Genomic DNA, 13,827 nt, shown 5'->3' with positions numbered 1-13,827 from the left:
GACCGGGCGGCACTCCCGTGCTACGCGCCCGGGAGTGCCGCCCGCACCAGCGGCAGGACGTCGCGGCCGAGCGCGGCGACGTCGTCGAGCGGGTCGTAGCCGCGCAGCAGGAACGTCGTGACACCGATGTCGACGTAGTCGAGCAGCGCGGCCGCGACCGTCTCCGGCGACCCGACGAGGGCCGTGGAGTTGCCCGCGGCCCCGCTCGCCGCCGCCGTCGGGGTCCAGAGGGCACGGTCGTGCAGCTCCCCGCGCTCGGCGGCGGCCATGAGGCGCTGCGACCCGACGTTGGTGCGGGTCGTCTCGTGGCCCTGGCGGTGGGAGGTGCGTCCGGTGAACGAGCCGCCGCCCCCGCCGGCGGCGACGATGCGGTCCAGGACGTCGTGCGCGCGCTCCCACGCCTCGTCGTCCGTCGCGCCGACGATCGGGCGGAAGGAGACCGAAATCCGGGGGAGCGTGGTTCGCCCGGCCGCAAGGGCGGCGTCGTGCACGGCGGCGATCTGCTCGGCGGTCTCCGCCAACGGCTCGCCCCACAGTGCGAACACGTCCGCATGCTTCCCGCCGACCCGGTAGGCGTCCTGCGACGAGCCGCCGAAGTAGATCGGGATGCGCGGCTGCTGGACGGGCCGTGCGACGGAGTGCACGTCGGCGACGTCGTAGAACTCGCCGTGGTGGTCGAAGGGCTCGTCGCTCGTCCAGGTCCGCTTCATGACGTCGAGGTACTCGTCGGTGCGCCGGTAGCGGCCCGCCTTGTCGAGGTGGTCGCCGTCGCGGGCCTGGTCGGCGTCGCTGCCCCCGGAGATCGTGTGCACCGCGACCCGCCCGCCGGAGAAGACGTCGAGGGTGGCGAAGGCACGGGCGGCGAGCGTCGGCGCCGTGAAGCCCGGCCGGTGGGCGATCAGGAAGCCGAGCCGCTCGGTGTGCGCGGCAGCGTACCCGGCGACCTGCAGCCCGTCGGGCGACGAGGCGCTGTGCCCGATCAGGACCTTGTCGAACCCGGCGTCCTCGTGGGCCGTGACGAAGCGCCGCAGGAACGCGGGATCGATCGCCGGCCCGGACGCGGGGTGGATCTCCGAGGAGTGCCGGGTGCTGACCTGACCGATGAACTCGACGCCCATCCTCTTGGGTGCCTCCGGCTCGTGAGTACTAATCCGTGCCGGAGGACGGATTAGTGCACACGAGCCGGAGGCACCTACGGGGTATGCACATCGTCATCATCGGCGGCGGCCTGGGCGGGAGCACCACGGCCGGAGCGCTGCGCGAGCAGGGTTTCGACGGCGACGTCACGCTCGTGGGCGCGGAGGCGCACCTGCCCTACGACCGCCCGCCGCTGTCCAAGGACTACCTCTCCGGCTCCTCGACGTTCGACGACGGCGTCGTGCTGCACCCGCGCGAGTGGTACGACGAGCAGCGCATCTCCCTCCTCCTGGGCACCCGTGCGACGGCCGTCGACCCTCGCGGGCACCGCGTCACGCTGAACGACGGCACCACCCTCGAGTACGACAAGCTCGTGCTCGCGACCGGCTCCACCGCCCGCACCCTGTCGCTGCCCGGCGCCGACGCGCAGTGCGTGCACACGCTGCGGACCCGGGAGGACTCGGACGCGATCCGCGCCGAGTTCGGCGAGGGCCGCCGCCTCGTCGTCATCGGGGGCGGCTGGATCGGCCTCGAGGTCGCGGCCTCCGCGCGGGGGGTCGGCACGACGGTGACGGTGCTCGAGCACGAGGAGCTGCCCCTGCTCAAGGCGCTCGGCCCGGAGATGGCGCAGGTCTTCGCCGACCTGCACACCGAGCACGACGTCGACCTGCGGCCGACCGTGGAGGTCGCCGAGATCGTCACCGAGGGCGGCCGGGCGACCGGGGTCCGGCTTGGCGACGGCAGCACGGTCGAGGCCGACGCCGTCGTCATCGGGGTCGGCGCCGCCCCCGACCTCTCCCTCGCCGAGACCGCCGGGCTCGATCTCGACGGCGGGGTGCTGGTCGACGCCTCGCTACGCTCCTCCGATCCCGACGTGTACGCGGTCGGCGACATCGCCGCCCACGACCACCCGACCTTCGGGCGCATCCGCGTCGAGCACTGGAACGCCGCGTCCACCCACCCCGTGACCGCGGTCGCCGCCCTGCTCGGCGGGGACGCCGCCTACACCGACGCGCCGTACTTCTTCTCCGACCAGTACGACCTCGGGATGGAGTACCTCGGCCACGCCCCGCAGGGCACCTACGACCGCGTCGCGACCAGCGGCGACGTCGGGAAGCGCGAGTTCGTCGCGTCCTGGCTCGACGGGTCCGGCCGGCTGCTCGCCGTCATGAACGTGAACGTGTGGGAGGGCCTCGACGGGCTCCGCGGATACGTCGGGTCGCAGGAGCCGGTACCCGACGAGGTCGTGCAGGTGGTCGCTCAGAAGTAGCCGTTGCGCGGCAGCGGCTCGCCGCTGATCCACAGCCGGCCGAGCGCGGTCGCCCGGTACGACGCCGGGTTGTGCAGGGTGATCGTGCGGATGTTCCGCCAGTGCCGGTCGAGGTTCTTCGCGCGGCACGAGGCCGACGCTCCGCCGACGTCGAACAGCGCCGTCGCCGCGTCGGCCGCCACGCGGTCGAGGTGCACCTTGACCGCGCTGGCGGCGACGGACGCGGCACGGCCGACGTCGTCGGTGGGCTCCCCGGCACGGACGGCGTCCTCGGCGGCCTGCACCGTGTCGGCGGCGGCGAGGACGGCCGACTCCGCCACCCACGCGGTGGAGACGAGACGACCGACCGTCTCCTGCAGGATCGGGTCGTCGACCGGCTGCGAGGTGGGCGCATGGTCGAAGGTCCGGGTGCGCGAGCGGACGAGCGCGGCGGCGTCGGTCGCGACGGAGCGCAGGATCCCCGCCACCACGGCGTGGAGGTAGAGCTGCAGGAACGGCACGTCGGCCGCCGGGCGCGGCTCCGCGCGCGGGCGCACGGTCAGGAACTCGTCGGGGGCGACGGCGACGTGGTCGAACCGCGTCGTCCCCGTCCCGGTGCGTGACTGGCCCATGCCGTCCCAGTCGTCGACGACCTCCACCCCGGGCCGCGTCGCCGGCACCAGCACGGTCGCGACCCGGTCGCCCTCGACGCGCGCCGCCACCGAGATCCAGTCCGAGTACAGCGTCCCCGTGCTGTAGTACTTCACGCCGTCCAGAACCCACCCGTGGGCGGTCCGCGTCAGCGTCGTCGTGAAGTCGTGGTTCCCGGCCGCGACGGTGCCCGTCTCCGAGATTGCGTTGCCGAACACCTTCCCGGCGCGGACCTCGTCGAGCCAGCGCGTGTGACCGCCCCGCACGAAGCCCAGCGTCTGGCTGTAGTGGGTGCGCAGGACGTGCGCGACGATCGGGTCGGCCTCCGCGAGGTCGATCACGAAGCGCAGCAGATCGCGGATCGACCCGCCGGTCAGGGGGAGCGCTCCGAGCCCGGCGTCCGCGACCGCGGCCACCTGGTCGAACGGGCTGACGTCGTCCCGCTCGCGCTGCGCGGCGCCCTCACCGATCGACGCCAGCAGCTGGGCGAGCTCCGGCGAGCCGAGGCGCACCACCCTCACGCCGCCACCGGTTCCCGACGCCGGGTCGGGTCGGGCGCGAGCAGCGCCGCGGCCGTCGTCAGGACCGCCACGCCGGCGTAGGCGAGGACGATCAGCCACGGCCGCCCGTCACCGGCGATCAGCAGGGACGCAGCCACGAGCGGGGCGAACCCGCCGGAGAGCACCGAGCCGATCTGGTAGCCCAGCGACGCGCCGGAGTAGCGCACCCGCACGTCGAACATCTCGGCGAACCACGCCGCCTGCGGCCCGTACATCGAGTCGTGGACGACGTTGATCGCGAGGACCGCGGCGAGGACGATCAGCACCGTCGACCCGCTGTCGACGGCGAGGAAGAACAGCGCGAGCGCCACCGTCCCGCCGATCGCGCCGATGAGGTAGGGCCGCCGTCGTCCGACCCGGTCGGACAGGATCGCCCACAGCGGCGTCGTCACGAGCCCGATCGCCGACACGACCACCACGGCGGTGAGTCCGGCCGTCGATCCGCGGCCGAGGGTCTGCGTGACGTAGGTCAGACCGTAGGTCGTGATGAGGACGTAGAGCCCGATCTGGGAGAGCCGTAGACCGGTCGTCAGGAGCACCGCCCGGGGTGCGGTGCGCAGCACCTCGACGATCGGGAGCCGGGCGACCTGCCGTTCGGACCGAAGCGTCGTGAACTCCGGCGCGTCCTCGAGGCGCAGGCGGATGACCAGACCGACCACGACGAGCACCGCGCTCGCGAGGAACGGGATGCGCCAGCCCCAGGCGAGGAAGGCCTCCTCGGAGGTCGTCGCGCGCACGAGGAAGAGCGAGCCGGTCGCGAGCAGCATCCCGGCGGGCGAGCCGATCTGGGTGAAGCTGCCGTACCAGCCGCGGCGGTGCGCCGGGGCGTGCTCGGCCGAGAGCACCGCGGCGCCGCCCCACTCCGCGCCGACCGCGAACCCCTGCACGAGGCGCAGCACCACGAGCAGGGTCGGGGCGAGGGCGCCGATGCTCGCGTACGGCGGCAGCAGGCCGATCAGGGTCGTGGCGGCGCCCATCGCGATCAGCGACGCGACGAGCACGCTCTTGCGCCCGATCCGGTCACCGAGGTGCCCGGCGACGATCGCGCCGATCGGCCGGGCGCCGAACCCGGCCGCGTAGGTGGCGAACGCGGCGAGCGTCCCCGCCGTCGGGCTGACCGACGGGAAGAACAGCGCGTTGAACACCAACGCGGTCGCGGTGGCGTACAGATAGAAGTCGTACCACTCGATGGTGGTGCCGACCGCGCTGGCGAGGGCGACGCGGCGCGGGGTGGTCGGCCGCTCGGCGGTGGCCGTCACGACGGGTCCAGCGGCGTCAGCGCCGGCAGGTTGACCACGATGGCCTCCTGCGTCGTCCGGGAGATCACGACGACGGCAGGCGTCTCCGGATCGGGATTCTCCTCGCGGTGCGGCACCCACGGCGGGACGTAGACGTAGTCGCCCGGCGCGGTCTGCAGGACCACCTCGCCCTCGCCGTCGTGGAAGACGAAGCGCGGCCGGCCGGAGACGACGTAGATCGAGGTCTCGGACTCACCGTGGTGGTGGTCGGAGGAGGCGGTGTCCGGCGCGACGTGGGTCTCGCCGGTCCACAGGGCGGAGGAGCCGACCGACTTGCCGCTGATCGCCTCCAGCCGGCGCATCCCGCCGGACTGGGCGGTGTCGCCGGTGAGCTCCCCGGCGCGGACGTGGTGCACCCGGGTGTGGGAGGGCAGGTCGGGATGGAAGTCGTCGGGCACGGCAGGGCTCCGGGGGAGAGGCGCGGGCGGAGGTCGAGGTCGTCACCGACAGAGTGCGGACGCGACCCGGACCAGATCGATGTGCTCGTGCGAGGTGAGCTCCCGGCCGGACATGGACGCGGACGCTAGGAGGCGGGGCAGCGGACCACAACCGGACCCGGCGCACGTCACGGTCCTTGCGCCGTTCGCCGCAGGTGCGATCGAATGGTGCGCATGTGCGCAGGTGGACTCGACGCCTTCTGGCCGAGTCGCCGCGTCCAGGAGTTCGACCAGTGGTGTCGCCGGGCCGCGTGAGCCCGCGTGCCCGTGGGTGTCCGCGGCCGGTCCGTGCCTGCCCGCTGTCGACCTCCCGAGAGGAACCCCGGTGTCCGTCACCGACGACTACCTGAAGAACAACGAGACCTACGTCGCGAACTTCCCCGGCGAGCTGCCGCTGCCGCCCGCACGGAAGACCGCCGTCGTCGCGTGCATGGACGCGCGCGTGAACCCCTACGGCGCGCTCGGTCTGAAGGAGGGCGACTCGCACGTCATCCGCAACGCCGGTGGGATCGTCGCAGACGACACGATCCGCTCCCTGGCGATCTCCCAGCACCTGCTGGGGACCGAGGAGATCATCCTCATCCACCACACCGACTGTGGCATGGTGACCTTCACCGACGAGCAGTTCGCCGAGATCCTCGAGAAGGAGACCGGTCAGCGGCCGTCGTGGACCGCGAACGCGTTCCCGGACGCCGAGCAGGACGTCCGCGACTCCATCAAGCGCATCACCGACAGCCCGTTCATCAAGAACAAGGGTTCCGTGCGCGGCTTCGTCATCGACGTGGCGACGGGGAAGCTGAACGAGGTGTCGTGAGCACCCGTTGTTGAGCGAAGGGCCCCTTCGGTCGATCTACTCGACCGAAGGTGCCCTTCGCTCGTTCACGACGGCGGGCTCGGCTCAGGCCTGCGCGACCTCGGTCGACGCCGCGTCCGCCTCGGCCCGCTCCCGGCGCGCCGAGCGCACAGCCACCACGATCGCCGCGACCCACGCGACGGCGAGCAGCACCAGGACCGTCACCAGCGCGGTCGTCGGGACGTCGAGCGCGTTGAGCAACGTGCGGGTGTTGGTGATGATGATCAGCCCGCCGGCCGCGGTGCCCAGGACGCGCGCGGGCAGGATGCGGACGAGATAGGCGGCGAACGGCGCGGCGATGATCCCGCCGACCATCAGCGCCGCGATCGTCGTCCAGTCCAGCGGCTCGTCGGCGAGGGCGAACAGGAAGCCGATGCTCGCCGACAGCGCGATGACGAACTCCGCGGTGGACACCGAGCCCACGACCTTGCGCGGCTCCAGCCGCCCGGAGGCGAGCAGCGTCGGGGTCGCGACTGGGCCCCAGCCGCCGCCCCCGGACGCGTCGAGGAAGCCCGCGACCAGCCCGACGGGGGACAGGAGCTTCCCGCCGGGCTTCGGGCCGGCGACCACCTTCGCGGCCACCGTGCGCGAGCTGAAGCGGACCAGCACGTAGATCCCGAGCAGCAGCAGGATCACCGACATGAACGGCGCGGCGTCCTCGGTGAGGTTGACCAGCACGTAGGCGCCGAGCACCGCGCCGACGGCGCCGGGCAGGGCGAGCAGGCCGACGACCTTCCAGTCGACGTTGCCGAAGCGCCAGTGCGACACCCCGGAGACGAACGTGGTGCCGACCTCGGCGAGGTGCACCGAGGCGGACGCGACCGCCGGCGCGGTGCCCGCGGCCAGCAGGACCGAGGTCGAGGTGACCCCGTAGGCCATCCCGAGCGACCCGTCGACGAGTTGCGCGACGAGGCCCGCAAGGGCGAAGACGATGAACGTGGGCATGCGGGTTCCTGACGACGGGTGTGGTCGGGGCAGTGGGGTCGGGGCTCAGCCCCGACACACCGCCGACGTCACCCGCATCAGGTCCACGTGGGCCCGACCCACGAGCAGGGTCACGCGTCGACCGGGGTCGTCACGAGCGGGCGACCCACCAGACCGGCGGCGAGCGTGTCGCCGGCCTGCGGGTCGATCACCAGGAACGAGCCGGTCGCGGCGACGCGGTCGTACTCGTCGAGCGGCAGCGGCTCGGCGACGGTGATCGCGACGTGCCCGATGTCGTTGATCTCCAGCGTGCCCGGGTCGGCGTCGAGGCCCAGGGTCTGGATGTCGAGGCGGTCCTCGACGGCGGTGATCATGGCCTGCACGGTGTGCGTCCCGTGCTTGACCAGCAGCCGACGGCCCGGGGTCAGCGGCTTGTCGTGCAGCCACGCCAGGGTCGCGGTGAACTCGGTGACCGGCTCCGGGGCCGACCCCGCCGCCACGATCACGGCGCCCCGCGCGATGCCGAGGTCGTCGGCGAGCCGCAGGACGACGCTGTCGCCCGCACCCGCCGTCGGGAACGAGTCGGTGTAGCGGTCGATGCCCTCGACCGTCGTGCGCTGCCCATCGGGCAGGACCACGACCTCGTCGCCGACCGCCACCGAACCGGCCGCCACCAGGCCCGCGTAGCCGCGGTAGTCCGGGTACTCCGCCGACCGCGGCCGGATCACCGTCTGCACCGGGAAGCGGAACGGGGCGGCGTCGTCCGGACCGTCGACCGGGACGGACTCGAGGTGGTCGAGCAGCGTCGGGCCGTCGTACCAGGGCGTGCGCTCCGACCCCAGCACCACGTTGTCGCCCTTCTTGGCCGAGACCGGGATCGTGACGACGGCGTCCTCGGCGTAGCCCAGGGCCGCGGTGTGGTCGCGGAACTCCTTCGCGATCGTCAGGTAGGTCGCCTCGTCGTAGTCGACCAGGTCGATCTTGTTGACGGCGAGCACCAGGCGCGGCACCCGCAGCAGCGCCATCACGGCGGCGTGACGGCGGGTCTGCTCGACCACGCCGTGCCGGGCGTCCACCAGCAGCACCGCGAGCTGCGCGGTCGACGCGCCCGTCACCGTGTTGCGGGTGTACTGCACGTGGCCCGGGGTGTCGGCGAGGACGAAGGACCGGCGGGGCGTCGCGAAGTAGCGGTACGCCACGTCGATGGTGATGCCCTGCTCGCGCTCCGAGCGCAGGCCGTCGACCAGCAGCGACAGGTCCGGCTCGCCGTCGGCGCTCTTCGAGGCGCGCTCCACGGCCTCGAGCTGGTCGGCCAGGACCGACTTCGTGTCGTAGAGGAGGCGGCCGACGAGCGTGGACTTGCCGTCGTCGACGGAACCCGCCGTCGCGAGCCGGAGAAGGTCGGTCATCTCAGAAGTAGCCTTCCTTCTTGCGGTCCTCCATGGCGGCCTCGGAGAGCCGGTCGTCCGCTCGGGTCGCGCCGCGCTCGGTCAGCCGGGACTCGCGGACCTCGGCGAGCACCTCGTCCAGCGTGGTGGCGGTCGACTCCACCGCGCCGGTGCAGGAGCCGTCGCCGACCGTGCGGTAGCGGACGGTCTTCGTGACGACGTCCTCGCCGTCCCGCGGGCCGCCCCACGGCCCGCTGGTGAGCCACATGCCGTCGCGGGCGAACACATCGCGGGTGTGCGCGTAGTAGATCGTCGGCAGGTCGATCGACTCCCGCTGGATGTAGCGCCAGACGTCGAGCTCGGTCCAGTTCGACAGCGGGAACACGCGGACGTGCTCGCCCGGCTTGTGGCGCCCGTTGTAGAGGTTCCACAGCTCCGGGCGCTGCCGGGACGGCTCCCAGGCGCCGAAGGCGGTGCGCAGCGAGAAGATGCGCTCCTTGGCCCGCGCCCGCTCCTCGTCGCGCCGGCCGCCGCCGAAGACCGCGTCGTGGCGGTGCTCGGCGATGGCGTCGAGCAGGGGCGTGGTCTGCAGCGGGTTGCGGGTGCCGTCGGCGCGCTCGGCGAGCCGCCCGTCGTCGATGTAGTCCTGCACGCTCGCGACCTCGAGGGTGAGGCCGTACCGCTCGACGACGGTGTCGCGGAAGGCGATCACCTCGTCGAAGTTGTGCCCGGTGTCGACGTGCAGCACCGGAAACGGGATCGGGGCGGGCCAGAACGCCTTGTGGGCGAGGTGCACCAGCAGCATGGAGTCCTTGCCGCCGGAGAAGAGGATCACCGGGCGGTCGAACTCGCCGGCGACCTCGCGCATCACGTGGATCGCCTCGGACTCGAGGACGTCGAGTTGGTCGGTACCGAGCAGTGCGGTCATCCGTGCAACCCGCATTCGGTCTTGGTGAACCCCGCCCAGCGGCCGCTGCGGGGGTCGGCGCCGGGCGCCGGCTTGGCGGTGCACGGCGCACAGCCGATCGACGGGTAGCCCTCGCCGACCAGCGGGTTCACCAGCACCGCGTGCTCCGCGATGTAGGCGTCCATCTGCTCGTCGGTCCAGTGCGCGATCGGGTTCACCTTCGCCAGGCCGTGCTTCTCGTCCCACGTCACCAGCGGGGTGTGCGCGCGGGTCGGCGCCTCGACGCGGCGGACGCCCGTGACCCAGGCGTCGTAGAGCGCGAGGGTCTTCTTCAGGGGCTCGACCTTGCGCATCCCGCAGCAGGCCCCCGGGTCCGTCGCGAAGAGGTCCTTGCCGAACTCGGCGTCCTGCTCCTCGACCGTCAGCTCCGGGTGTGCCTCGACGATGTTCACGCCGTAGACCTGCGCGACGGCGTCGCGGGTCCCGAGCGTCTCGGCGAAGTGGTAGCCGGTCTCGAGGAACAGCACGTCCACCCCGGGCCGCGCCTCGGCGCCGAGCTTGACCAGCACCGCGTCCTGCATGTTCGACGCCACGATCAGGCGCTCGCCGTACGTGGCGGCCGCCCAGGCCAGGATGTCGTGGGTGAGCTCGAGGTGGTCCGTCGAGTCCTCGAGCGCCGCGAAGCGCTCGCCGGCGGCCAGGGCGTCGGCCCTGGTCACGCTCTCGGTGCTGGTCATGACGCTCCCGTGACGACGAAGGTGCTGCGGCAGTCGGCGCACTCCCACGCGTTCTCCGGGGTCTCCCGGGGGCGCAGGTCCTGCTCGCCGCAGTACGGGCAGTACTGGATGGCCAACCTCATTGCAGCTGCGCTTCTTCCGCCCGGAGCACCCACTGCGCGAAGCGCTCGTCGTCGTTGCGGTCGGCGACGAAGGCCCGGACCAGGCGCTCGACGTACGGGCCCAGCTCGGAGGAGAGGACCTTGTGGCCGCGCAGCTTCCGACCGAAGCCGGAGTCCAGGCCCAGTCCGCCGCCGAGGTGCACCTGGAACCCGGCGGCCGGGTTCCCCTCGGCGTCGTTGACGATCTGGCCCTTGAGTCCGATGTCGGCGACCTGCACCCGCGCGCACGAGTTCGGGCAGCCGTTGAGGTGGATCGAGATCGGCGTCTCGAGGTCCCCGGCGACGTCCGCGCACAGCTGCTCGAGCTCCGTGACGAGGTCGCCGGCCCGGTTCTTGGTGTCGACGAACGCGAGCTTGCAGAACTCCAGGCCGGTGCAGGCCATCGTCGAGCGGCGGAACACGCTCGGCCGCGCGGGCAGCCCGAGGTGGTCCAGCGCCGTCGTCAGGGTGTCGACCTTCTCCTCGGCGACGTCGAGGACGACGATCTTCTGGTACGGCGTGAGGCGGATGCGGGTGGACCCGACGTCCTCGGCGGCCTTCGCGACGCCCACCAGGGTGGAACCGGAGGTCCGGCCCGCGGGCGGGGCGACGCCGACGTACTTGCGGCCGTCGATCTGGTCGTGGACGCCGACGTGGTCGATGGTGCCCGCGATCGCCTCCGGCGCGGGGCCGTCGACGAGCTTCCGCTGCAGGTACTCGTCCTCCATGACCTGCCGGAACTTCTCCGGGCCCCAGTCGGCGATCAGGAACTTGATGCGGGCCCGGGTGCGCAGACGGCGGTAGCCGTAGTCGCGGAAGACCTGGACGACGGCGTGCCAGACGTCCGGGACCTCCTCCAGCGGCACCCACGCGCCGAGCCGCACCGCGAGCTTCGGGTTGGTGGACAGGCCGCCACCGACGTGCAGGTCGAAGCCCGGGCCGTGCTCGGGGTGGACGACGCCGACGAAGCTGACGTCGTTGACCTCGTGGGCCACGTCCTGCTGGCCGGAGATCGCGGTCTTGAACTTGCGGGGCAGGTTCGACAGCGAGCGGTCGCCGATGTACTTGGCGGCGATCTCGTCGATCGCGGGGGTGCCGTCGATGACCTCGCCGGCGCTGATCCCGGCGACGGGGGAGCCGAGGATGACGCGCGGGCAGTCGCCGCAGGCCTCCGTCGTCGTCAGGCCCACGCCCTCGAGGCGGCGCCAGATCTCCGGGACGTCCTCGACGCGGATCCAGTGCAGCTGGATGTTCTCGCGGTCGGTGACGTCCGCGGTGTCGCGGGCGAAGGTCTGCGAGATCTCGCCGATGACCCGCAGCTGCTCGGTCGTCAGGGCGCCGCCGTCGACGCGGACCCGCATCATGAAGTAGGAGGCGTCGAGCTCCTCCTCCTCGACGTGGCCGGTGTCGGTGCCCGGGAAGCCCTCGGCGCGCTGGGTGTAGAGCCCCATCCACCGGAAGCGCCCGCGCAGGTCGGCCGGGTCGATCGAGTCGAAGCCGCGGTGGGCGTAGATGTTCTCGATCCGCGCGCGGACGTTGAGCGGGTTGTCGTCCTTCTTGGACTGCTCGTTCTTGTTCAGCGGCTCCCGGTAGCCCAGCGCCCACTGACCCTCGGCCTTGCCCTTGCGGGCGCGCTTCGGCGCCGGGCGCACCGGCTTGTCGTCCGAGACGTCCTTGAGGGGCGTGGTCTCGGCGTAGGACTCCTCGGGGGTCGAGGCACCTTCGCTGGACGGGGCGCTGGTCATCGGTGGTGCGTCCTCCGGGGCGCAGGCGCACACGCCGACCCCGGGCAGGCCGCGCGCGCACCCGCTGACGATCGTGGTGGTGGTGTGCCCCTCGGCGGGGCGTCAGCGGTGTGCCGTCAGCACGCCGGGCAGAGTGCGCTGGCGACGCGCGCGAGGTCGACGTGGGGTCGGCCGACGAGCATCGGATCCAGGGCACGCACGTCCACGAGCGTGCCACGTCGGTCGCGGTGATTCCACCGGCGGCGGGTGTGTGGTGCCGCGCACTGCCCTCCGGGTGTCAGCACTGCGGCCATGCTGACACTGGGCGTCACGAAGGTGGTCGGTACGGCGCGCACAATGGACGGATGCCCTCCGTGCCCCCCGGCGGCGAACCCGCCCCGGCCGACGGTGCGCTCCCGCCCGACGCGCTGACCGGGCTCGGGACGCGCCCGTTCGGCGTCTACGTCCACGTGCCCTTCTGCGCCACGCGCTGCGGGTACTGCGACTTCAACACCTACACGGCGTCCGACCTGGGCCTGAGCTCCAACGACGACCCCGCCTCGCCCGCGTCGTGGTTGGAGGGCCTCCGGCGGGAGCTGGACCTGGGCGCGCGCGTGCTGGGGGCGCCGCCACCGGCCGACACCGTGTTCCTCGGGGGCGGCACACCGTCGCTGCTGGGAGCCGAGGGGCTGACGGCGGTGCTGGACGCGGTGCGCTCGTCGTTCGGGCTGGCGCCCGGCGCCGAGGTGACCACCGAGGCCAACCCGGAGTCCACCACCCCCGGGCTGCTCGCCGCGATCGCGGACGCCGGGTACACGCGGCTCTCGCTCGGGATGCAGTCCGACGTCGACCACGTCCTGGCCGTCCTGGACCGCCGCCACACGCCCGGGGCGGCGGTGTCGGTGGCGCGCGCAGCGATCGAGGCGGGGCTGCGTCACGTCAACCTCGACCTGATCTACGGCACGCCCACCGAGACCGACGACGACCTCCGCCGCTCCCTGGACGCGGTGCTCGCCTCCGGCGCCGACCACGTGTCCGCGTACTCGCTGATCGTCGAGGACGGCACCGCGCTCGCCCGGCGCGTGGCCCGCGGCGAGCTGCCGATGCCCGACGACGACGTCCTCGCCGACCGCTACGAGATCGTCGACGACGTGCTCACCGGGCAGGGCTTCGGCTGGTACGAGGTGTCGAACTGGGCGCGCTCGACCGACGCGCGCTGCCGGCACAACCTCGGCTACTGGTCCGGCGGCGACTGGTGGGGCGCCGGACCGGGCGCGCACTCGCACGTCGGCGGCGTCCGGTGGTGGAACGTCCGCCACCCGGCGCGGTACTCGAAGCAGCTCGCGGCGGGGGAGTCGCCGGCCGAGGCGCGGGAACTGCTCACGCCGGCCGATCAGCACGTCGAGCAGGTCCTGCTGCAGCTCCGCACGGTCGACGGGCTCGCCGTCGGCGTTCTCGACGACGCCGGACGCGCGGCCGGGGAGCAGGCGGTCCGCGACGGCCTGCTCGACGACGGGTCGTGGGCCCGGGGGCAGGCGGTGCTCACCCGGCACGGTCGGCTGCTGGCCGACGGCGTCGCGATCTCGCTGACGGGCTGACCGCGTCCCGGCGAGTGCGTCACGGCGCAGGTTCGGCGGCCCCGGAGCATGCGTGCAGTAGCACTCGCGGACGGGGTAGCGGGGTCGCATCCGCGAGTGCGACACCGCGCAGGTTCAGCGGCCCCGGATCCTGCGTCCTGTAGCACTCGCGGACGGGGCAGCGGGGTCGCATCCGCGAGTGCGACACCGCGCAGGTTCGGCGGCCCCGGAGCATGCGTCCAGTA

At 72.7% G+C, this 13,827-nt stretch carries 14 protein-coding genes; 3 read left to right on the top strand and 11 right to left on the bottom strand.

The genetic code is table 11. The features are described 5' to 3' along the window. Positions 1–20: 20 nt before the first annotated feature. On the bottom strand, positions 21–1,118 hold the full coding sequence (locus WCD74_RS03550; protein ID WP_337693437.1) for an LLM class flavin-dependent oxidoreductase: 1,098 nt from the start codon (positions 1,116–1,118) through the stop codon (positions 21–23). Between the two features lie 83 nt (positions 1,119–1,201). Here WCD74_RS03550 and WCD74_RS03545 point away from each other — a divergent pair, with 83 nt between their 5' ends. Next, positions 1,202–2,407 (top strand): NAD(P)/FAD-dependent oxidoreductase, encoded by a 1,206-nt coding sequence (locus WCD74_RS03545; RefSeq protein WP_337693436.1) that lies wholly within the window; start codon positions 1,202–1,204, stop codon positions 2,405–2,407. Here WCD74_RS03545 and WCD74_RS03540 read toward each other — a convergent pair. The 3 genes from WCD74_RS03540 to WCD74_RS03530 are packed head-to-tail and all read right to left on the bottom strand — an operon-like array spanning position 2,398 to position 5,293. Then, positions 2,398–3,558 carry an acyl-CoA dehydrogenase family protein gene (locus WCD74_RS03540; RefSeq protein ID WP_337693435.1) on the bottom strand — a complete coding sequence of 387 codons (1,161 nt, stop codon included), beginning with the start codon at positions 3,556–3,558 and terminating at the stop codon, positions 2,398–2,400. The two genes, WCD74_RS03545 and WCD74_RS03540, sit on opposite strands and share 10 nt — an antisense overlap. Further along, positions 3,555–4,856 (bottom strand): MFS transporter, encoded by a 1,302-nt coding sequence (locus WCD74_RS03535; protein ID WP_337693434.1) that lies wholly within the window; start codon positions 4,854–4,856, stop codon positions 3,555–3,557. Before WCD74_RS03535 ends, WCD74_RS03540 begins: the two co-directional genes overlap by 4 nt. After that, a complete protein-coding gene (locus tag WCD74_RS03530; protein WP_337693433.1) occupies positions 4,853–5,293 on the bottom strand; it encodes a cupin domain-containing protein in 441 nt (146 codons plus the stop codon). Before WCD74_RS03530 ends, WCD74_RS03535 begins: the two co-directional genes overlap by 4 nt. Positions 5,294–5,657: 364 nt before the next feature. On the opposite strand from WCD74_RS03530, the gene WCD74_RS03525 reads away from it, so the two are divergent. Next, complete coding sequence (locus WCD74_RS03525) at positions 5,658–6,146, top strand: beta-class carbonic anhydrase (protein WP_337693432.1); 489 nt, start codon at positions 5,658–5,660, stop codon at positions 6,144–6,146. 84 nt (positions 6,147–6,230) lie between these two features. Here WCD74_RS03525 and WCD74_RS03520 read toward each other — a convergent pair whose 3' ends face one another. The 7 genes from WCD74_RS03520 to WCD74_RS29915 all read right to left on the bottom strand — a co-directional run bounded on the left by WCD74_RS03520 (position 6,231) and on the right by WCD74_RS29915 (position 12,319). Further along, positions 6,231–7,130, bottom strand: coding sequence for a sulfite exporter TauE/SafE family protein (locus WCD74_RS03520; protein ID WP_337693431.1), 900 nt, complete (start codon positions 7,128–7,130; stop codon positions 6,231–6,233). A gap of 110 nt (positions 7,131–7,240) precedes the next feature. Further along, complete coding sequence (locus WCD74_RS03515; protein ID WP_337693430.1) at positions 7,241–8,518, bottom strand: sulfate adenylyltransferase subunit 1; 1,278 nt, start codon at positions 8,516–8,518, stop codon at positions 7,241–7,243. A 1-nt stretch (position 8,519) separates the two neighbouring features. Next, the gene (gene cysD / locus WCD74_RS03510) at positions 8,520–9,425 is read right to left on the bottom strand and encodes a sulfate adenylyltransferase subunit CysD (RefSeq protein ID WP_337693429.1); all 906 of its coding nucleotides are present in this window, start codon (positions 9,423–9,425) and stop codon (positions 8,520–8,522) included. After that, positions 9,422–10,141, bottom strand: a complete 720-nt coding sequence (locus tag WCD74_RS03505) for a phosphoadenylyl-sulfate reductase (protein WP_337693428.1) — start codon at positions 10,139–10,141, stop codon at positions 9,422–9,424. Before WCD74_RS03505 ends, cysD begins: the two co-directional genes overlap by 4 nt. Next, complete coding sequence (locus WCD74_RS03500; protein ID WP_337693427.1) at positions 10,138–10,263, bottom strand: Insertion element protein; 126 nt, start codon at positions 10,261–10,263, stop codon at positions 10,138–10,140. The genes WCD74_RS03505 and WCD74_RS03500 overlap by 4 nt, the downstream gene beginning before the upstream one ends. Then, complete coding sequence (locus WCD74_RS03495; protein ID WP_337693426.1) at positions 10,260–12,026, bottom strand: nitrite/sulfite reductase; 1,767 nt, start codon at positions 12,024–12,026, stop codon at positions 10,260–10,262. The genes WCD74_RS03500 and WCD74_RS03495 overlap by 4 nt, the downstream gene beginning before the upstream one ends. Positions 12,027–12,142: 116 nt before the next feature. Further along, positions 12,143–12,319 carry a putative leader peptide gene (locus WCD74_RS29915; RefSeq protein WP_373696023.1) on the bottom strand — a complete coding sequence of 59 codons (177 nt, stop codon included), beginning with the start codon at positions 12,317–12,319 and terminating at the stop codon, positions 12,143–12,145. 51 nt (positions 12,320–12,370) lie between these two features. On the opposite strand from WCD74_RS29915, the gene hemW reads away from it, so the two are divergent. Continuing rightward, complete coding sequence (gene hemW / locus WCD74_RS03490; protein WP_337693425.1) at positions 12,371–13,603, top strand: radical SAM family heme chaperone HemW; 1,233 nt, start codon at positions 12,371–12,373, stop codon at positions 13,601–13,603. The last annotated feature ends 224 nt before the right edge of the window (positions 13,604–13,827 follow it).

It is taken from the genome of Actinomycetospora aurantiaca, assembly GCF_037401875.1.
Lineage (GTDB): Bacteria > Actinomycetota > Actinomycetes > Mycobacteriales > Pseudonocardiaceae > Actinomycetospora > Actinomycetospora aurantiaca.
This window is presented reverse-complemented; position numbering and strand designations above follow the sequence as displayed.